The sequence below is a fragment of the Nocardioides sp. S-1144 genome (assembly GCF_005954645.2).
GTDB lineage: Bacteria > Actinomycetota > Actinomycetes > Propionibacteriales > Nocardioidaceae > Nocardioides > Nocardioides dongxiaopingii.
In genome coordinates, this window is sequence record NZ_CP040695.2 from 4,214,298 (window position 1) to 4,232,179 (window position 17,882).

Below are 17,882 nucleotides of genomic sequence, written 5' to 3' on the forward strand. Positions count from 1 at the left end.
CGGCAATTGCACGGCTCAGGCCAGCTCGGGGCGGGGTCAGTAGCTCTTCGGCAGCCCCAGCGAGTGCATGGCGACGAAGTTGAGGATCATCTCGCGGCTGACCGGGGCGATGCGCCCGGCGCGGGTCGCGACGAGGAGGCCGGCCATGCCGTACTCCTGGCTGATGCCGTAGCCGCCGTGGGTCTGCACCGCGCGGTCGACGGCGTCGCAGGCGGCCTCGGCGGCGGCGTACTTGGCCATGTTGGCAGCCTCGCCGGCGGCCATCTCGTCGCCGGCGTCGTAGAGGGCGGCGGCCTTCTGGGTCATCAGCCGGGCCATCTCGATCTCGATGTGGCTCTGCGCGAGCGGGTGCGCGACGGCCTGGTGGGCACCGATCGGGGTCTGGAAGACGGTGCGCTCCTTGGCGTAGGCCGTCGCCCGGTCCAGGGCGTAGCGGGCCAGGCCGGTGCTGAACGACGCCGCCATGATCCGCTCGGGGTTGAGCCCGGCGAAGAGCTGCACCAGCCCGCCGTTCTCGTCGCCGACGAGCGCGTCGGCGGGGAGGCGGACGTCGTCGAGGAAGACCTGGAACTGCCGCTCGGGGCTGACGATCTCCATCGGGATCGGCGTGTGCTCGAGGCCCTCGGCGTCGGTCGGGACGACGAACAGGCACGGCTTGAGCTTGCCGGTCCGCGCGTCCTCGGTGCGGGCGACGACCAGCACGTTGTCGGCCTCGTCGACGCCGGAGATCCAGATCTTCTGCCCCTTCAGCACCCACCCGTCGCCGTCGCGGCGCGCGGTCGTGGTGATGTTGTGGGTGTTGGTGCCGGCGTCCGGCTCGGTGATGGCGAAGGCCATCGTGCCGGTGCCGTCGCACAGCCCGGGCAGCCACCGCCGCTTCTGCTCCTCGGTGCCGTAGCGGGCGATCACGGTGCCGCAGATCGCGGGGCTGACGACCATGAGCAGCAGCGGGCAGCCCTGCGCGGCGAGCTCCTCGCACACGGCCGCGATGTCGCCGATGCCGCCGCCCCCGCCGCCGTGCTCCTCGGGGATGTTGATGCCGAGGTAGCCGTTCCGGCCGATCTCGAGCCACAGCTCGGTCGTCTTCTCCCCCGACCGGGCCTTCTCGGTGAACCACTCGCGGCCGTAGCCGCCGGCCAGCTTGGCGACCTGCTTGCGCAGCTCCTGGCGCTCCTCGGACTCGGTGAAGCCGACCTGACCGGTGCTCATGACCCATCTCCTTCCGACGCCGTCTCCACGACGGCGAGAACCTCACCGGCGGCGACCTGCGCACCGGCCTCGACGTTGACCTCCGTGACGGTGCCGCTGGTGGGCGCCTTCACGGTGTGCTGCATCTTCATCGCCTCGAGGACCAGGACGGCGTCGCCGGCCCCCACCTGCTGGCCGGCCTCGACGGCGACCCGGACGACGGTGCCCGGCATCGGTGCCAGCAGGCTCCCGCTGGCCACCGCGTCGGCGGGGTCGACGAACCAGGGGACGACGTGCAGCCGGGTGTGGCCGCCGGGGCCGTCGACGTCGACCGCTCCCGCCCCGGACACCGCGACGGCGTAGGTCCTCCGCACGCCGTCGGTCTCGAGCACCACGGCGTCCGGGCCGGCCGCCACGACGACGAAGCCGTCGACGCGGTAGCCGTCGCGGCCGCCGTACCACTCGACGACCTGCTCCCCGGGGTGGTCCGCACCGGGCGCGGCGGCGAAGGTCGTGCGCTGCGGCTGGCTGACGACGTTGCGCCACCCGACCGGCACGCCGTGCTGGACGACGCGGGCGAGCCGGGCCCGCTCGGCCAGGGCGACCGCGGCCGCGACCGGGGCGCCGGCGTCGCCGACCAGGCCCACGGCGAGCGGGTGCTCGTCGAGGAAGGCGGTGCTGACCTCACCGGCGAGGAACGCCTCGTCGCGCAGGACGGCGACCAGCTGGTCGCGGTTGGTGGTCAGCCCGTGGATGCGGGCCCGGGCCAGCGCCGAGGCGAGCTTGCGGGCGGCCTGCTCGCGGGTCGCCGCGTGGGCCACGACCTTGGCCAGCATCGCGTCGTAGTGCGTGGAGACCTCGCTGCCCGACTCGAAGCCGGCGTCGACGCGCACGCCGCCGTCGGTCGGCACCTCGAACGTCGTGAGCCGGCCGCTCTGCGGTTGGTAGCCGGCGGCGGGGTCCTCGGCGTAGAGCCGGGCCTCGATCGCGTGACCGACCGGTGCCGACTCGTCGAGACCGGGTGCGTGGTGGTGCACGACGCGGCCCTCGGCGACCAGGAGCTGGAGCTCGACCAGGTCGACGCCGTGCACCATCTCGGTGACGGGGTGCTCGACCTGCAGGCGGGTGTTCATCTCGAGGAACCAGAAGATGTCCTTCTCGTCGTCGTAGAGGAACTCCACGGTGCCGGCCCCGAGGTAGTCGATCGCGGCGGCCGCGGCCCGGCCGGCGGCGTGCAGCGCCTCGCGGGTGGCGTCGGAGAGCCCCGGGGCCGGCGCCTCCTCCACGACCTTCTGGTGGCGCCGCTGCAACGAGCAGTCGCGCTCGCCGAGCACGATGACGCCGTCGTCGGTGCCGAGCACCTGCACCTCCACGTGGCGCCCGCGCTCGACGTAGGGCTCGACGAAGACGGTGCCGTCGCCGAAGGCCGACTCCGCCTCGGCGCGGGCCTGCTCGACCTCGGCGGCCAGCGACGCCAGCGACCGGACGACGCGCATGCCGCGTCCCCCGCCGCCGGCGCTGGCCTTCACCAGCAGCGGCAGGTCCGCCTCGGTCGGCTCCGCCGGCGCCTCGAGCACCGGGACGCCGGCCGCGGCCATGATCTGCTTGGCCCGGATCTTGGAGCCCATCTGCTCCATCGACTCCGGCGACGGGCCGACCCACGTGAGCCCCACCGCCGCGACGGCGCGCGCGAGGTCGGCGTTCTCCGAGAGGAACCCGTAGCCCGGGTGGACGGCGTCCGCCCCGGCCCGCTTGGCCGCCTCGATCACCAGGTCGGCGCGCAGGTAGGTCTCGGCCGGGCTCGTGCCCGGCAGCCGGACGACGTGGTCGGCCTCGCGCACGTAGGGCAGGTCGGCGTCGGCGTCGGAGTGGAGGGCGACGGTCTCGATGCCGAGCCGGCGGCAGGTGCGGAAGACGCGGCTGGCGATCTCGGCCCGGTTGGCGACGAGCAGGCGGGTGATCATCGCGCTCACATCCTGAAGACGCCGAAGCGGTCGGTGCCCGCGTACGGCTTGTTCTCGATGACGGAGAGGCAGATGCCCAGGACGGTGCGGGTGTCGCGGGGGTCGATGACGCCGTCGTCGTAGAGCATCCCGGACAGGAAGTGCGGCAGCGACTGCTCCTCGATCTGGGCCTCGACCATCGCCTTGACGCCGGCGAAGCCGTCGGCGTCGAAGGTCTCGCCCCTCGACTCCGCCGAGGTGCGCGCCACGATCTCCAGGACGCCGGCCAGCTGGGCCGGGCCCATCACCGCCGACTTCGCGCTCGGCCAGGTGAAGAGGAACCGCGGGTCGAAGGCGCGGCCGTTCATGCCGTAGTTGCCGGCCCCGTAGGAGGCGCCCATCACCACGGTCAGGTGCGGGACGGTGGAGTTGCTGATCGCGTTGATCATCATCGCGCCGTGCTTGATGATCCCGCCCTGCTCGTACTCCGCGCCGACCATGTAGCCGGTCGTGTTGTGCAGGAACAGCAGGGGCGTGTCGCTCTGGTTGGCCAGCTGCACGAACTGCGCGGCCTTCTGGGCCTCCTCGCTGAAGAGCACGCCCCGGGCGTTGGCGAGGATCCCGACCGGACGGCCGTGCAGGCGCGCCCAGCCGGTGACGAGCGAGGTGCCGTAGAGCGGCTTGAACTCGTCGAAGGCCGCCGCGTTGCCGCGGGAGACGCCGTCGACCACGCAGGCGATGACCTCGCGCGGGTCGAAGGGCTCCTTGAGGTCGCCGGGGATGAGGTCGAGCAGCCCGTCGGGGTCGGCGTCGGGCTCGGCGTACGAGCCGGGCGCCGGGGGCGCGGTGGCCTTGCGCCAGTTGAGCCGGGCCACGATCCGTCGTCCGATCCGGATGGCGTCGCGCTCGTCCTCGGCGAGGTGGTCGGCCAGGCCGGAGGTGCGGGCGTGCATCTCCGCGCCGCCGAGCGACTCGTCGTCGGACTCCTCGCCGGTCGCCATCCGCACCAGCGGCGGGCCGCCGAGGAAGACCTTCGCGCGCCCCCTCACCATCACCGTGTGGTCGCTCATCCCGGGCACGTAGGCGCCGCCGGCGGTCGAGTTGCCGAAGACGAGCGCGATCGTCGGCTCCTTGCGGGCGCTGGCGCGGGTGAGGTCGCGGAACAGCTTGCCGCCGGGGATGAAGATCTCCTTCTGCGTCGGCAGGTCGGCGCCTCCGGACTCGACCAGCGAGACCGTCGGGAGGCCGTTCTCCTCGGCGATCTGCGCGGCGCGGAACACCTTCCTCGTCGTCCACGGGTTGCTCGCGCCGCCCTTCACCGACGGGTCGTTGGCGGTGATCATGCACTCGACACCCTCGATGACGCCGATGCCGGTGACGACGCTGGCACCGACGGTGAAGTCGGAGCCCCAGCCGGCCAGCGGCGACAGCTCGAGGAAGGCCGAGCCCTCGTCGACGAGCAGCTCGATCCGCTCGCGGGGCATCAGCTTGCCGCGCTCGTGGTGGCGCTGGACGCTGCGCTCGCCGCCGCCGGCGACCGCCTTGGCGTGCTCGGTGTCGAGGTCGGCGAGCTTCTCGAGCATCGCCTCGCGGTGGGTGGGACCCTGCGTGGTCGTCATGCCTCCAGCACCGCCCTCATCCGCTCCAGCGTGGTGCGCATGCCGTTGACGTTGGTGCGCCCGCGCAACCGCCCGAGCAGCAGCCAGTACACGCGCATCGCGAGCGCCGGCTGGAGGCGGAAGTACTCCGTGACCCGGGTGCCGCCGTCCTCGGGGTCGAGGCGGTAGCCCCAGTTGTTCACCGAGACCGCGTCGGTGCCGACGGAGAACTCGAAGACCCGCTCCGGCTCGCACACCGTCACCCGGCACGGTGACCAGTACGTCGGGCCGACGCCGTTGCGCTTGACGTGTCCGGCGAAGGTCGCCCCGACCTCGGGCCCGGTCGACCCCTTGGTCCACCGGGCCTCGAAGGTCTCCGGCGAGAACTCCCCGATCCGGGTCACGTCGCTCACCAGGGCCCACACCGCGGCGACAGGGGCGTCGACGTGGAGGCTCACCTCCTGGCCCATCGGCTTCATCAGCGGCATTGCGGGTCCTGTCGTCGGCGGTGGGGGGCGCTGACCGCGCCGGGTCGGCGCGGGGTGGGCGGGAGGGTCACAGCAGTCCCTCCTGGACCTGGACGTGGCGCGACCGGACCCACTCGCCGAGGCCCTTGGCCTGGGGGTCGAAGCGGGTGGAGGCGGCGACGCCCTCGCCGAGGAGGCCCCGGAGCACGACGTTGACCGCGCCGAGGTGCGGGAGCACGTAGACGTCGATGGCGTCGTCGGGCAGCGCGGCCGCCTCGGGCACGAGCTCGCGGACCCGGCGCGGGGTGATGAGCTTGGTCAGCCAGGTGACGCGGTCGGCGCGGGCCGGCGAGCCGTCGTGCGCGACCCACAGGCCGAGGTTGGCGTCGCCGCCCTTGTCGCCGGAGCGGGCGTGCACGAACGTGCCGAGCGGCACCCGGCGGGTGATCGTGTCGATCGGCGCCGGGTACGGCGAGGGACGGCGTCCGACGTGGTCGGCGTCCGGGTCGGGGTCGAGCGGCCCGGGCGGGTCGGGCACGACCTCGCGGCGTCCGTCGGCGTGGACGACGGTGTGCTCGACGGCGGCCCGGTCGACGAGCGCCGGCCGGTAGACGCCGTACGGCGTGGGCGGGCCGGGCGGCGAGGTCAACGTGAAGCCGGGGTAGGAGCCGAGGGCGAGCTCGACGAGCGGACCCGTGAACGCCTTGCCCACCGGTGCGGCGTCGGCGTCCTTGACGGTGCACCGCAGCAGGCAGGAGGCGCCCTCCTCGGTGTCGGCGTCGGCGGCGGGCAGCGCGGTGCGGGTCCAGGTCACCGAGGACGCCGTCAGCACCGCGTCGAGCTGGGCGCGGACCCAGTCGGCCTTGGCCTCGACGTCGAGGCCGGTGAGCACCAGCTCCATCGTGTTGCGGTAGCCGCCGAGGGTGTTGACGCAGACCTTGAGCCGCGCCGGCGGGGCCACGCCGCGCACCCCGGTGACGGCGACCCGGTCGGGGCCGACCTGCTCGAGCCGCACGGTGTCGAGCCGGGTGGTCACGTCGGGCCCGAGGTAGTGCGCCGACTGGATCTCGTAGACCAGCTGGGCGGTGACGGTGTCGACGGTGACCGCGCCGCCGGTGCCGTCGTGCTTGGTCACCACGCACGACCCGTCGGCCGCCACCTCGGCGAGCGGGAAGCCGAGCGGCCGGTCGAGCGACCCGGCCGGGAGGCTCAGGAAGCCGGAGAAGTTGCCGCCGGTGGCCTGGGTGCCGCACTCCAGGACGTGCCCGGCCACGACGGCGCCGGCCAGCTCGTCGTAGGACGTCGGCGTCCAGCCGTGGTGGGCCACGGCCGGTCCGACGACGAGCGAGGCGTCGGTGACCCGGCCGGTGACGACGACGTCGGCACCGGCGCGCAGGGCGGCGGCGATGCCGAACCCGCCCAGGTAGGCGTTGGCGGTGAGCGCGCCGGCGAGGCCGAGCTCGCCGGCGCGCGGGCGCAGGTCGTCGCCCTCGACGTGGGCGACGACGGGGTCGAGGCCGAGCCCGCGGGCGACCTCGCGGAGCGCGTCGGCCAGACCGGCCGGGTTGAGCCCGCCGGCGTTGCTGACGATCCGGACGCCACGCTCGAGCGCGAGGCCGAGGCAGTCCTCGACCTGGCGCACGAAGGTGCGCGCGTAGCCGAGCCGCGGGTCCCTCATCGTGTCCTTGCCGAGGATCAGCATGGTGAGCTCGGCGAGGTAGTCGCCGGTGAGGACGTCGAGGCCCTGCCCGTCGGCGGAGCCCTCGAGCATCTCGCGCATCGCGGAGAGCCGGTCGCCGTAGAAGCCCGAGCAGCTGCCGATCCGCAGCGGCCGGCGGGCGGCGTCGTCAGGCACGGGTCACCGCGTCCCGGCCGGCGCCGGGCGGACCGGCGAAGCACTGCGCGACGTCGAGCCAGGCGTCGGCGCCCGGCCCGACCGCGACGAGGTCGGTGTCGGCGCGGTGCACCCGCTGGGTCACGAGGCGGCAGAAGTCGTGCGCGGGTCCGGTCACCCGCTCGGGGGCGTCGTCGGGTCCCCAGGTCCAGGTCCCGCCGCTCGGGGCGACCAGCTCGACCCGCACGTCGGCGTCGGGGACGTCGACCCCGTGGGCGGCGAAGGCGAAGCCGCGGGTGCGCACGCCGAGGTGGGCGACGTGCCGGATGCGGTCGGTGACCTCGGGCGCGACACCGAGGGCGTCGTGGACGTCGAGGGCGTGCGCCCAGGTCTCCATGAACCGGGCGGTGACCATCGACGCCGGCGCCATCGGCGGCCCGAACCACGGCATCCGCACACCGTCGGGCACGGCCCGCAGCGCCGCGGCCAGCCCGGCGCGGGCGCCGTCCCAGCGGGCGAGCAGCTCCTCCGGCGGCAGGGCGGCGAGCTCGAGCGCGGCGGCGTCGACGAAGCCGGTGGGGTCCTCGACCGCGGCGAGCACCAGCGCGTCCCAGGGCCCCTGGTCGTCGTGGGCGCGGGCGGCCAGGGTGGCCGCCTCGTCGGTCCAGAGCAGGTGCGCGACCTGGGCGGCGACGCTCCAGCCGGGCGCGGGGGTGGCGGTGGCCCACCCGGCCGCGTCGAGGCCGGCGACGAGGGCGCGCAGCCGGTCGCCCTCGGCCGCCAGGTCGGCCAGCAGGTCGTCGAGCAGGGTCATCGGTGCTCCTCCAGCCGGGCGTCGAGGACGGCGGCCCACTCGTCGAGGATCCGGCCGCGGCGCCGGGCGTCGTCGCTGATGGTGGTGGCCAGGCCGAGGCCGCGCACCAGGTCGAGGGTCGCCTGCACCAGCTCGCGGACGCCGGGCTGCGACTCGTCGGCGCCGAGCGCCTCGACGACGAGCCGGTGCGCCTCACGGCCGACCCGCTGCTCGAGCGGCGCCACGGCGGCGAGCAGCGCCTCGTCGGTGCGGGCGGCCACCCACAGCTCGAGGGCGGCGAAGAAGACGGGCGAGGCGAAGTGGTCGCCGAGCACCTGCAGCACCGCACGGGTGCGGCGGACGCCGGTCGGCAGCCGGCTCGCGGCGGCCGCGAGCTCGGCACCCCGGACGACGGTCAGGTGCTCGACGGCGGCGACGACCAGGTCGTTCTTGGTCGGGAAGTGGTGCAGCTGCGCGCCGCGGCTGACGCCGGCCCGCTCGGAGACCAGGGTGGTCGAGGTGCCGGCGAAGCCGCGCTCGACGAGGCACTCGACGGTGGCCTCCAGCAGCCGCGCACGCATCGCGCGGGACCGCTCCTCCTGGGGCACGCGCTGCGGTGTCGTGGTCGGCACGTCGACGACGATGCCGCACCGACGAACAAACAGTCAACCCTGACTTTAACTGGGGTCGACCTCGGGCTCGTAGGCCGGACCGACCATCATCAGGTCGAACTCGATGGCGCGCAGCGTCGTGCGGTCGCGGTTGACCGGGAACATCCCGGTGGTCTGGAAGCCCGCGGCCTCGTAGATGTCGAGCATCTCGGCCAGGCGGGGCATGCCGTCGTAGATCGGCACCATCGCGACCTCCGACTGGAGCCCGAGCAGCTGCTGCACCTTGTCCCCGGCGCCGCGGAAGGTCTCCAGGTCGTAGCCCTGGGTGTCCATCTTGAGGAACGGGCGCGGGTCGTCGAGGCCGGCCATGACGTCGTCCCAGAGGTCGGCGAGCCGCCGGATCCGGATCTCCTCGACGGTCGTCCTCGACAGGTTCTCGGCCCAGTCGCGGCCGAACTCGCTGGCCGGCAGCAGCGAGCTCAGCGGACCCGGGGTCATGTTGATCTCCGCGGTGCCGTCCTCGTCGCCGAGCGCGCAGTCGACGATGCGCCAGTCGGGGTCGTCGGCCGAGAGCTCGCGGAGCCGCTCCACCAGGTGCGCGACCGGCTCGAAGCTGACGATCCGGCCGGTGTAGCCGTTGCGGCGCAGGCTCTTGGCGTACTGGCCCTTGTTGCCCCCGACGTCGAGGACGACGTTCGCGCCGACGGCCCGCAGCAGCCACGCCGAGTGCTCGCGGCCGAGGAAGTCGGCGACCGCACGCTCGAAGCGGCCCTGGCGGGTGCGCGCCGAGCGCGGCTGGTAGACGATGCTCGCCTCCACCTCCGGCGGCCCGAGCTGGCGCACCCGACGCCGGGCGCCGGGCCGGACGAGCAGCCAGGCGTCGTCGTCGACGCGCTGCGGCGTCCAGGTCGCGATGTCCTGATCCATGCGGCCACCCTAAGGGTGTGGCCGCAGCCGCCCGGCCGCGCGGTGGAGCCACTCCCAGCCGCCGGTGCACCACAGCGCCCAGACCACGAGCAGCGGCTGGAAGAGCAGCCGCACCACCCGGGCGGTGGCCGTGTCGAGGCCGAAGGAGGGTGAGCCGTCGACCGCCTGCCACACGTTGCCGGGGAAGACCGCGACGAAGAACACCGCGACCACGACCCCGAGGACCGCGCGCCGGTCGTCGTGCCGGCCGGCCGGGAGCAGCAGCGCCGCGCCCAGCACCAGCTCGACCACGCCCGAGACGAGCACGATCTCCTCGCGCAGCGGCAGGAACGTCGGCACCTGGCCGAGGAACTCCGCGGCGATCGCGAAGTGCGCGACCCCCGCGACCAGCAGGACGGCCGCGAGCAGCACCCGGGCCGCCGTCCGGACGGGGCTCACCGGTGCACCTCCCGCTCGAGCCGCTCCTCGGTGGCGATCCGCAGGTCGAGCCCGGCGACGACGTGGCTCAGCCCGCGGTGCTGCTCGGTGCGCCCGGCGACGACGACGTGGGCCACCGTGAGCAGGCCGAGCCCGACGAGGGCCGCGGTGGCGACCCACCCGGCGCCGGCCACCGCCACCGCCACCAGCGCGAACCCCGGGGTGGCGCCGGCCGCGAGCTTGACCAGCCGCCGCGGGTACGGCGACCGCGCCGCACCGCCCGCCCGGGGCACCGCCCGGACCGCGACCACGTGCTCGCCGACCGTGCGGCCCACCGCGAGCACCGAGACCGCCTGGACGACGTACGGGACGCCGACCAGCACCGCGGTGCGGACCGCGGCGTCGTGGTCACCGGGCCCGTGCTCGGTGAGGCCGCGGTACACGGCCGCGGCCGCGCCGCCGAGCAGCACCGAGAAGATGACGTCGCTGGCGAGGCCGACCAGCCGGCGACCGAGGCTGACCGTGCTCGGCAGCGGCGGGGTGGTGTCGTCGCGACGGTCGAGCACGACGAAGGAGAGCAGCGAGCCGCCCACCGCGCCGACGGTGTTGACGAGGAGGTCGTCGACGTCGAGGAGCCGGTAGGGGCAGTCGTAGAGGTTCCAGACGCCGGTGGTCTGGGTGAGCTCGATGAGCAGCGAGGTGGCGAGGCCGACCAGGGCCGCGGTCACCACGCCGCGCCGCACGATGACGCGCAGGTAGTAGCCCAGCGGCACGAAGAGCAGCACGTTGAGCGCGACCTGCCCGACCTGGAAGGTGTGGTCCGGGGCGCCGACGTCGGTCCAGATCCGGCTGATCGACCCGAACGGCTCGAGCTGGCGGCCCCGGCACCGGTAGCTGTCGGGGGCCGGCATCGGCAGCAGGGTGTAGGTCCACAGCGAGAGCCCGTAGACCGCACCGGACAGCAGGACCGCGAGGTCCTTGGCCTGCAGCCGGCCGTCGAGCCGGTACTGGTAGGCCGCCGTCGGCACCAGCAGCACGACCGCCACCACCGACCCCAGCACGATCGCCACGAGCGCGTTGGTCGCCTGGTCCCCCACCGGCCGAACCCTAGTCGCGCCCGGGCCGCAGCCGCGCCACGGTCGCGACCACGAACGGGTGGTCGGAGACCTTCTCCTCGCGGGCCGAGGCGTCGGAGTGGAAGCCGTTGAACTCGACGCCGGCGCCCAGGATCCAGTCGATCGCGGCGTCGTCGGGCGGGCGGCAGGTCCCGCTCCGGTGCGACCCTCCGTTGGCCGCGACCAGGACGCCGCCCTCGGTGAGTGCGCAGAAGGCCTCCTCCTCGGCGTTCAGGTCGCCGAGGAGCAGCACCGCGCGACCCTTCGCGCGCTCGGCCTCGACGAAGGCCCGCTCCCGGGCCACCGCCTCGGCCCGGTTGTCGCCGACCTCGCCGCGCACGTCGGCGGGGTTGTGCACGTTGACCACGGTGACGACGTCGCCGGTCGAGCGCACCCGCAGCACCACGACCGGCATCTCGCGCAGGTTGTCGTAGAAGTAGGGGATGGTGAGCGTCGTCCGCTCCAGCACCGCGAGCCTCGCCCGCCGCCACACCACCGCGTTGTCGAGGTCGCCGAAGTAGCCGAACCGGTCGCCCAGGCGCCGCCGCAGCACCGCGGACTGCCGCGCCTGCAGCTCCTGCAGGCCGAGGACGTCGGGCCGGTAGGTCCGGATCCTCCGCATCGTCCCGCCGATCCGCTCCGCCGCCGGCGGGTAGTACTCGGCCGCGCCGCCGCCCGGCGAGGTGTGGCTGGCCCCCAGCACGTTGAACGTCGCCACCGTGAGCAGCCGGCGCCGCGGCAGGTCCGCGGCGTCCGGGCCCGCCGCCGGTGACGTCGCCCCGCCGGCGGGCGGCCCGTCCCCGTCCCCGCCGCCGTCGCACGCGGCCAGCAGCGGCGCCGCCGTCACGAGGCACGCCACGACGCACGCCAGCCTGCGCCGCGCCCCGCCCCGTCGTCCGCCCACCCGTGCAACCTACGTCCCGGGTCGCCGACGGCCGGGATTTCCCCGGTCGACCGGGGAAGTCTGAACTTGGGGGCCGATATCCCGGCCGACAAGTTCAGGTTTCCCCGGTCGACCGGGGAAATCCCGCCGGTCCGACCCACCCCGACCCGGGACCTCAGCGGTAGGTCAGGAGGGGGCCGGCGAGGTGGGGGTGCTCGTTGAAGGTGAGGAGGCGGGGGCCGCCGGAGCCGACGACGACGCGGGTGATCGAGGTGTTGACGGTGACGGTGTTGAACCGCTGCCACAGGCGCGCGGACGTGGCGGGGTCGGCGTCGGGGTCGACCAGGGCGGCGCAGACGACGGCGATCGCGCCACCGGAGGTGACCACCACCGTCGTCCGACCGGAGCCGGACGCCGCCGCGGCGCGGTCGAGCGCGCCGCGCACCCGGCCCACGAAGCCGGGGTAGGTCTCCTCGTAGCTGCCGTCGCCGGCCGCCCAGCGCTCGGTCGCCCTCTCGAACAGCCGCTGGAAGGCCCGGCGGTCGTGCCGGACGTCGCCCCCGACGTCGGCTGGACCGGACTCACCCGGGGCGGCGACGAAGCCGGCGATCACGGCGAGGTGGTCGAACTCGTTCCAGGCGGGGTCCTCGACGACGTCGGCGGCCGACCAGCCGGCCCGCTCCCCCATCGCCTCGAGCGTCTCGCGGTGGCGCCGCATGTCGCCGCGCACCAGCGCGGTCGGCGTCGCCTCGTGCTCGGCGAACCAGCCGCCGAGCCGGCGTCCCTGCTCCCACCCGTTCTCGGACAGGACGTCGTAGTCGTCGGTGCCGAACGACGCCTGCCCGTGCCGCACCAGCAGGACGACGCCCATCAGGCCGCCCCACCCGGCCCCGGGCCGACCAGCGCCCGGCAGCGTCCCTCGAGGTAGGCGACGGCGCCGCCGAGGTGGGCGAAGGCCTCGTTGGTCGTCTGCCGGTGCACGTAGCGGTACCAGATCTGCTGGATGATGACGGCGAGCCGGAACAGGCCGAAGACCTCGTAGAAGCGCCACCGCTCGGGGTCGACGTCGCGGCCGGTGCGCTCGGCGTACGCGGCGACGACCTCGGCGCGCGTCCACATGCCGGGGGCGGCGGTGGGCTGGCGGCGGAACATCTGGAAGACCTCGTCGTCGTCGGCCTGCACCCAGTAGGCGAGCGCGCCGCCGAGGTCCATCAGCGGGTCGCCGACGGTGGCCATCTCCCAGTCGAGGACGCCGACGACGGCCAGCGAGTCCTGGTCGAGCACGAGGTTGTCGAGGCGGAAGTCGTTGTGGACCAGGACCTGCCCGACGTCGCGCGGCTGGCGCTCGTCGAGCCAGGCCACGACGGCGCCCCAGTCACCGGTGTCGTCGGTGCGGGCGTCGGCGAAGCGCCGCGTCCAGCCGCCGACCTGGCGGGCGACGTAGCCGTCGCCCCGGCCGAGCGCGGCCAGCGTCGGGACGGCGGCGACGTCGACGGCGTGCAGCGCGACCAGCACGTCGAGGGCGTCGCTGCACAGCGCCGAGGCGGCGGCGGGGCTCACCTCGACCTGGAAGTCCTTGCGCGGGATGAGGCCGTCGACCTTCTCCATGACGTAGAACTCCGAGCCGATCACGGAGGCGTCGGTGCAGAGCCCGACCATCGTGGGCACGAACGGGAAGACCGGCGCCAGCGCCTGCTGGACGTCGTGCTCGCGGCCCATGTCGTGCGCGCCGCGGGCCTTCGACCCGGCGGGCGGTCGGCGCAGGATCAGGTCGGCCCCGGCCGCGTCGTCGTAGCGCAGAAGGTAGGTGAGGTTGGAGGCGCCGCCGGCGAACTGGCGCACCTCGACGATCGGGCCACGCCCGATCCACGCCGCCACCGCGTCGACGTCGAAGGCGTCCTCGTCGCGGACCGGCCGCGCCGGGTTGCCCTCGACCCGCTGCGGGTCGGGGGGCGGGGTCACCGGCTGGCCCCGTGCTTGCCGAGCTCGAGGCGCGCGACGACGCCGCGGTGCACCTCGTCGGGCCCGTCGGCCAGGCGCAGCGAGCGGGCCGTCGTCCAGGCCCCGGCCAGCGGGTGGTCGTCGGAGAGCCCGCCGCCGCCGTGCAGCTGGATCGCCATGTCGATGACCTCCTGCGCCATCCGGGGGGCGGCCACCTTGATCTGGGCGACCTCGCTGAGCGCCTCGAGCGGCCCGCCCCGGTCGAGCTTCCACGCGGCGTGGAGCACGAGCAGGCGCGTCGAGTCGATGGCGATGCGGGCCTCGGCGATCCGCTCGCGGTTGCCGCCGAGGTTCGCCAGCGGCTTGCCGAACGCCGTCCGCTCCAGCGAGCGGCGGCAGGCCAGCTCGAGCGCGCGCTCGGCCAGCCCGATCAGGCGCATGCAGTGGTGCACGCGGCCGGGCCCGAGGCGGCCCTGGGCGATCGAGAACGCCTCGCCCGGCCCGCCGACGATGTTGGCCAGCGGCACCCGGACGTCGGTGAAGGAGACCTCGCCGTGGCCGAACGGCTCGTCGTGGAAGCCCATCGTCGACAGCATCCGCTCCACCCGGACGCCGGGGGTGTCGCGCGGGACGAGCACCATCGAGTGCCGGTGGTGCCGGTCGGCGTCGGGGTCGGTGAGGCCCATGAAGACGAGGATCCGGCAGTCGGGGTGCCCGACCCCGGTCGACCACCACTTGCGGCCGTTGATGACGACCTCGTCGCCGTCGACGACGGCGGTGGCCTCCATCGTGGTGGCGTCGGAGGAGGCCACGCCCGGCTCGGTCATCGTGAACGCCGAGCGGATCCGGCCCTCGAGCAGCGGCTCGAGCCACTCAGCCCGCTGCGCGTCGGTGCCGTAGCGCAGCAGCACCTCCATGTTGCCGGTGTCGGGGGCGTTGCAGTTGAGGACGACCGGCGCGATCGCCGAGCGGCCGGTGAGCTCGGCGATCGGCGCGTAGTCGACGTTGCTGAGGCCCTCGCCGCCGTCGGTGCCGAACCGGGCGGCGTACTCGCCGGCGTGCTCGCGGGGCAGGAAGAGGTTCCACAGCCCGCGCGCGCGGGCCTTCGCCTTCAGCTCCTCCAGCACCGGCAGGGGCTCCCACGGGCTGCCCAGCGACGGGTCGAGGCGCCGGGCGGCGAGCTCGCGGTGGTAGTCGGCCTCGACCGGCTCCACCTCCTCGACGAGGAACGCGCGGACGCGCTCGGTGAGGTCGGCGGCACGGGGCGAGGGGGCGAAGTCCACGTCGGGCACGCTAACGGGCGGCGCCCGGTCGCGGGAGGCCCCCGTGGGATGATCGGCCGCGTGCGCACCGCTCGTCATCCCGTCGCCGTGCGGCTGCCGGCGCTCGCGGCGCTCACCGGGCTCGCGACGCTCGTGCTGGGCGGGTGCGACGCCGACCTGAACCAGACCGACGACCACGACGCCCAGCCCGACGTCGTCCGCGCCGGGCTCGTCGACCTGTACGCCGGCGACGCGACCGACCCGGCCCCGGCCGACGTCCTCGCCGAGGGCGGGTGCTTCGCCGACGCGCTGCTCGACGCCGTCAGCCTCGACGAGCTTGTCGCCGCCGAGGTCGTCGACGACAAGGGGCAGGTCGTCGAGACGCTGCCGGTGCTCGACGTCGACGTCGCCGGTGCGTGGGTCGACGCCTTCACCGGCTGCGTCGACTACCGGGTCGCCGCCGCCCGCGGCGCGGGCCTCGCCGGGGATCTCGACGCCGCGGCCTTCCTGCGCTGCCTCGACGCCGCGGTGCCGCCCGGCGACGTGCCCGCCGCGCTGGTCGACACCCTCACCGGCCGCTCCGACAGCGCCGCCGCCACCGCGCTCCTCGACGCCCAGGACCGCTGCGCGACCGCCTGACACTCCGGCGGTCGAGCCGGTGAGCGTCAGCGAGCACCCCGCTGGTCGAGCCGGCGAGCGTCAGCGAGCCGAGTCGAGACCACCCGAGACCCCGGAGGTCTCGACTCGCGGTGACTCCGTCCCCGCGGCTCGATGACCGGAGGACCCGCGGCACCCCGCTGGTCGAGTCGAGACCACCCGACACCCCGGGGGTCTCGACTCGCGGTGACTCCGTCCCCGGCTCGACCACCGGAGGACCCGCGGCACCCCGCCGGTCGAGCCGGCGAGCGCCAGCGAGCCGAGTCGAGACCACCCGACACCCCGGAGGTCTCGACTCGCGGTGACTCCGTCCCCACGGCTCGACCACCGGAGGACCCGCGGCACCCCGCCGGTCGAGCCGGCGAGCGCCAGCGAGCCGAGTCGAGACCACCCGAGACCCCGGAGGTCTCGACTCGCGGTGACTCCGTCCCCACGGTTCGACCACCGGAGGACCCGCGGCACCCCGCCGGTCGAGCCGGCGAGCGTCAGCGAGCCGAGTCGAGACCACCCGACACCCCGGAGGTCTCGACTCGCGGTGACTCCGTCCCCGCGGCTCGACCACCGGAGGACCCGCGACACCCCGCCGGTCGAGCCGGCGAGCGCCAGCGAGCACCCCGCTGGTCGAGCCGGCGAGCGTCAGCGAGCCGAGTCGAGACCACCCGACACCCCGGAGGCCTCGACTCGCGGTCACTCGGTCCCCGCGGCTCGACCACCGGAGGACCGACGGCGACGCCTACTCGTTCTGCGGGAACCCCAGGTTCAGCCCGCCGTGGCTCGGGTCGAGCCAGCGCGAGGTGACGGCCTTCTCGCGGGTGAAGAAGTCCATGCCGGCCGGGCCGTAGGCCTTGGAGTCGCCGAACAGCGAGGCCTTCCAGCCGCCGAAGGAGTGGTAGGCGACCGGCACCGGGATCGGGACGTTGATGCCGATCATGCCGACCTCGACGTCCTGCTGGAACCGGCGGGCGGCGCCGCCGTCGTTGGTGAAGATCGCGGTGCCGTTGCCGAACTGGCCGCTGTTGATGAGCTCGAGGCCCTCGGCGTAGGAGGCGACGCGGACGATCGAGAGCACCGGGCCGAAGATCTCGTCGGTGTAGACCGTCGAGGTGGTCGCCACGTGGTCGACCAGGGAGGGGCCGAGCCAGAAGCCGTCGGCCGCGCCGTCGGCCTCCACCCCGCGCCCGTCGACGACGACGGAGGCACCGTCGGTCGCGGCCACCTCGAGGTAGCCGGCCACCTTGTCGCGGTGCTCGCGGGTGATCAGCGGCCCCATGTCGGCGCCCTTGCGGCCGTCGCCGGTGACCAGGTTCGCCATCCGCTCCTGGATCTTGGCGACCAGCTCGTCGCCGACCGGGTCGACGGCGAGCAGCACCGAGATCGCCATGCAGCGCTCGCCGGCCGAGCCGAAGCCGGCGTTCACGGCGGCGTCGGCGGCCAGGTCGAGGTCGGCGTCGGGCAGCACGAGCATGTGGTTCTTCGCGCCGCCGAGGGCCTGGACCCGCTTGCCGTGGCGGGTGCCGGTCTCGTAGACGTGTCGTGCGATCGGCGTCGAGCCGACGAACGAGATCGAGGCGACGTCGGGGTGCACGAGCAGGCGGTCGACGGCCTCCTTGTCGCCGTGGACGACGTTGAGGACGCCGTCGGGCAGGCCGGCCTCGGTGAGCGCGGCGGCCAGCCAGTTGGCGACCGAGGGGTCCTTCTCCGACGGCTTGAGGACGACGGTGTTGCCGGTCGCGATCGCCAGCGGGAAGAACCACATCGGCACCATGGCCGGGAAGTTGAACGGGCTGATGATCCCGACGACGCCGAGCGGCTCCTTGATGGAGTAGACGTCGACGTCGGTGGAAACCGACTGGGAGTAGGCGCCCTTGCTGACGTGCGGCATCGAGCAGGCGAACTCGACGACCTCGATCCCGCGGGCCACCTCGCCGGCGGCGTCGCTGAGCACCTTGCCGTGCTCGGAGGTGAGCAGCGCGGCGAGCTCGTCGCGGCGCTCGTGGAGGATCGCGCGGAAGGCGAACATCACCGTCTGCCGCTTGGCGATCGAGGAGCGGCCCCAGCCGCCCTTGCCCGCGAACGCCGCGCGTGCGGTGGCGACCGCGGCGTCGACGTCGTCGGCCGAGCCGTAGCGGACGTGCTTGGTGACCTCGCCGAGGGCCGGGTCGTAGACGGGCCCGGTGCGGTCGGAGGTGCCGGCGGCGAGGGAGCCGCCGATCCAGTGGTCGAGGACAGGCAGGTCGGTCATCGGT

The 17,882-nt window shown here is 74.4% G+C and carries 16 protein-coding genes; 1 reads left to right on the forward strand and 15 read right to left on the reverse strand.

The annotated features are described in order from the left end of the window. Positions 1–36 precede the first annotated feature (36 nt). From FE634_RS19870 to FE634_RS19935, 14 genes are all read right to left on the reverse strand, one after another. Complete coding sequence (locus FE634_RS19870; RefSeq protein ID WP_137295201.1) at positions 37–1,209, reverse strand: acyl-CoA dehydrogenase family protein; 1,173 nt, start codon at positions 1,207–1,209, stop codon at positions 37–39. Next, on the reverse strand, positions 1,206–3,152 hold the full coding sequence (locus FE634_RS19875; protein WP_138876891.1) for an ATP-binding protein: 1,947 nt from the start codon (positions 3,150–3,152) through the stop codon (positions 1,206–1,208). Before FE634_RS19875 ends, FE634_RS19870 begins: the two co-directional genes overlap by 4 nt. A gap of 5 nt (positions 3,153–3,157) precedes the next feature. Further along, a complete protein-coding gene (locus FE634_RS19880; RefSeq protein WP_148240911.1) occupies positions 3,158–4,750 on the reverse strand; it encodes an acyl-CoA carboxylase subunit beta in 1,593 nt (530 codons plus the stop codon). Next, positions 4,747–5,217, reverse strand: a complete 471-nt coding sequence (locus FE634_RS19885; RefSeq protein ID WP_222847629.1) for an SRPBCC family protein — start codon at positions 5,215–5,217, stop codon at positions 4,747–4,749. The genes FE634_RS19880 and FE634_RS19885 overlap by 4 nt, the downstream gene beginning before the upstream one ends. A gap of 67 nt (positions 5,218–5,284) precedes the next feature. Continuing rightward, positions 5,285–7,051, reverse strand: a complete 1,767-nt coding sequence (locus FE634_RS19890; protein ID WP_222847630.1) for an acyclic terpene utilization AtuA family protein — start codon at positions 7,049–7,051, stop codon at positions 5,285–5,287. Further along, positions 7,044–7,844: a TIGR03084 family metal-binding protein gene (locus tag FE634_RS19895; RefSeq protein ID WP_138876892.1), complete on the reverse strand. Its 801-nt coding sequence runs from the start codon at positions 7,842–7,844 to the stop codon at positions 7,044–7,046. Before FE634_RS19895 ends, FE634_RS19890 begins: the two co-directional genes overlap by 8 nt. After that, positions 7,841–8,455: a TetR/AcrR family transcriptional regulator gene (locus tag FE634_RS19900; RefSeq protein WP_316043820.1), complete on the reverse strand. Its 615-nt coding sequence runs from the start codon at positions 8,453–8,455 to the stop codon at positions 7,841–7,843. The genes FE634_RS19895 and FE634_RS19900 overlap by 4 nt, the downstream gene beginning before the upstream one ends. A 45-nt stretch (positions 8,456–8,500) precedes the next feature. Continuing rightward, positions 8,501–9,361: an FkbM family methyltransferase gene (locus tag FE634_RS19905; RefSeq protein WP_138876893.1), complete on the reverse strand. Its 861-nt coding sequence runs from the start codon at positions 9,359–9,361 to the stop codon at positions 8,501–8,503. Between the two features lie 9 nt (positions 9,362–9,370). Continuing rightward, positions 9,371–9,799 carry a DoxX family protein gene (locus tag FE634_RS19910; RefSeq protein ID WP_138876894.1) on the reverse strand — a complete coding sequence of 143 codons (429 nt, stop codon included), beginning with the start codon at positions 9,797–9,799 and terminating at the stop codon, positions 9,371–9,373. Next, positions 9,796–10,875, reverse strand: coding sequence for a VanZ family protein (locus FE634_RS19915; RefSeq protein ID WP_138876895.1), 1,080 nt, complete (start codon positions 10,873–10,875; stop codon positions 9,796–9,798). The genes FE634_RS19910 and FE634_RS19915 overlap by 4 nt, the downstream gene beginning before the upstream one ends. Before the next feature lie 10 nt (positions 10,876–10,885). Next, entirely contained in the window at positions 10,886–11,797 is a 912-nt protein-coding gene (locus FE634_RS19920; protein WP_138876896.1) for an endonuclease/exonuclease/phosphatase family protein, read from the reverse strand. Positions 11,798–11,951: 154 nt separating this feature from the next. Next, positions 11,952–12,647 carry a histidine phosphatase family protein gene (locus tag FE634_RS19925; RefSeq protein WP_138876897.1) on the reverse strand — a complete coding sequence of 232 codons (696 nt, stop codon included), beginning with the start codon at positions 12,645–12,647 and terminating at the stop codon, positions 11,952–11,954. Next, on the reverse strand, positions 12,647–13,738 hold the full coding sequence (locus tag FE634_RS19930; RefSeq protein WP_138876898.1) for a phosphotransferase family protein: 1,092 nt from the start codon (positions 13,736–13,738) through the stop codon (positions 12,647–12,649). Before FE634_RS19930 ends, FE634_RS19925 begins: the two co-directional genes overlap by 1 nt. After that, positions 13,735–15,000 carry an acyl-CoA dehydrogenase family protein gene (locus FE634_RS19935; protein ID WP_138876899.1) on the reverse strand — a complete coding sequence of 422 codons (1,266 nt, stop codon included), beginning with the start codon at positions 14,998–15,000 and terminating at the stop codon, positions 13,735–13,737. Before FE634_RS19935 ends, FE634_RS19930 begins: the two co-directional genes overlap by 4 nt. A 60-nt stretch (positions 15,001–15,060) precedes the next feature. Between FE634_RS19935 and FE634_RS19940 the strand changes: the two genes are divergently transcribed. After that, on the forward strand, positions 15,061–15,618 hold the full coding sequence (locus FE634_RS19940) for a hypothetical protein (protein WP_138876900.1): 558 nt from the start codon (positions 15,061–15,063) through the stop codon (positions 15,616–15,618). Between the two features lie 751 nt (positions 15,619–16,369). Here the strand turns inward: FE634_RS19940 and FE634_RS19945 are convergent. Next, positions 16,370–17,878 carry a CoA-acylating methylmalonate-semialdehyde dehydrogenase gene (locus FE634_RS19945; RefSeq protein WP_138876901.1) on the reverse strand — a complete coding sequence of 503 codons (1,509 nt, stop codon included), beginning with the start codon at positions 17,876–17,878 and terminating at the stop codon, positions 16,370–16,372. Between the last annotated feature and the right edge of the window lie 4 nt (positions 17,879–17,882).

Coding starts and splice junctions, on each gene's coding strand:
- FE634_RS19870 (WP_137295201.1), bottom strand. CDS start 1,209: ATGAGCACCGGTCAGGTCGGCTTCACCGAGTCCGAGGAGCGCCAGGAG.
- FE634_RS19875 (WP_138876891.1), bottom strand. CDS start 3,152: ATGATCACCCGCCTGCTCGTCGCCAACCGGGCCGAGATCGCCAGCCGC.
- FE634_RS19880 (WP_148240911.1), bottom strand. CDS start 4,750: ATGACGACCACGCAGGGTCCCACCCACCGCGAGGCGATGCTCGAGAAG.
- FE634_RS19885 (WP_222847629.1), bottom strand. CDS start 5,217: ATGCCGCTGATGAAGCCGATGGGCCAGGAGGTGAGCCTCCACGTCGAC.
- FE634_RS19895 (WP_138876892.1), bottom strand. CDS start 7,844: ATGACCCTGCTCGACGACCTGCTGGCCGACCTGGCGGCCGAGGGCGAC.
- FE634_RS19905 (WP_138876893.1), bottom strand. CDS start 9,361: ATGGATCAGGACATCGCGACCTGGACGCCGCAGCGCGTCGACGACGAC.
- FE634_RS19925 (WP_138876897.1), bottom strand. CDS start 12,647: ATGGGCGTCGTCCTGCTGGTGCGGCACGGGCAGGCGTCGTTCGGCACC.
- FE634_RS19945 (WP_138876901.1), bottom strand. CDS start 17,878: ATGACCGACCTGCCTGTCCTCGACCACTGGATCGGCGGCTCCCTCGCC.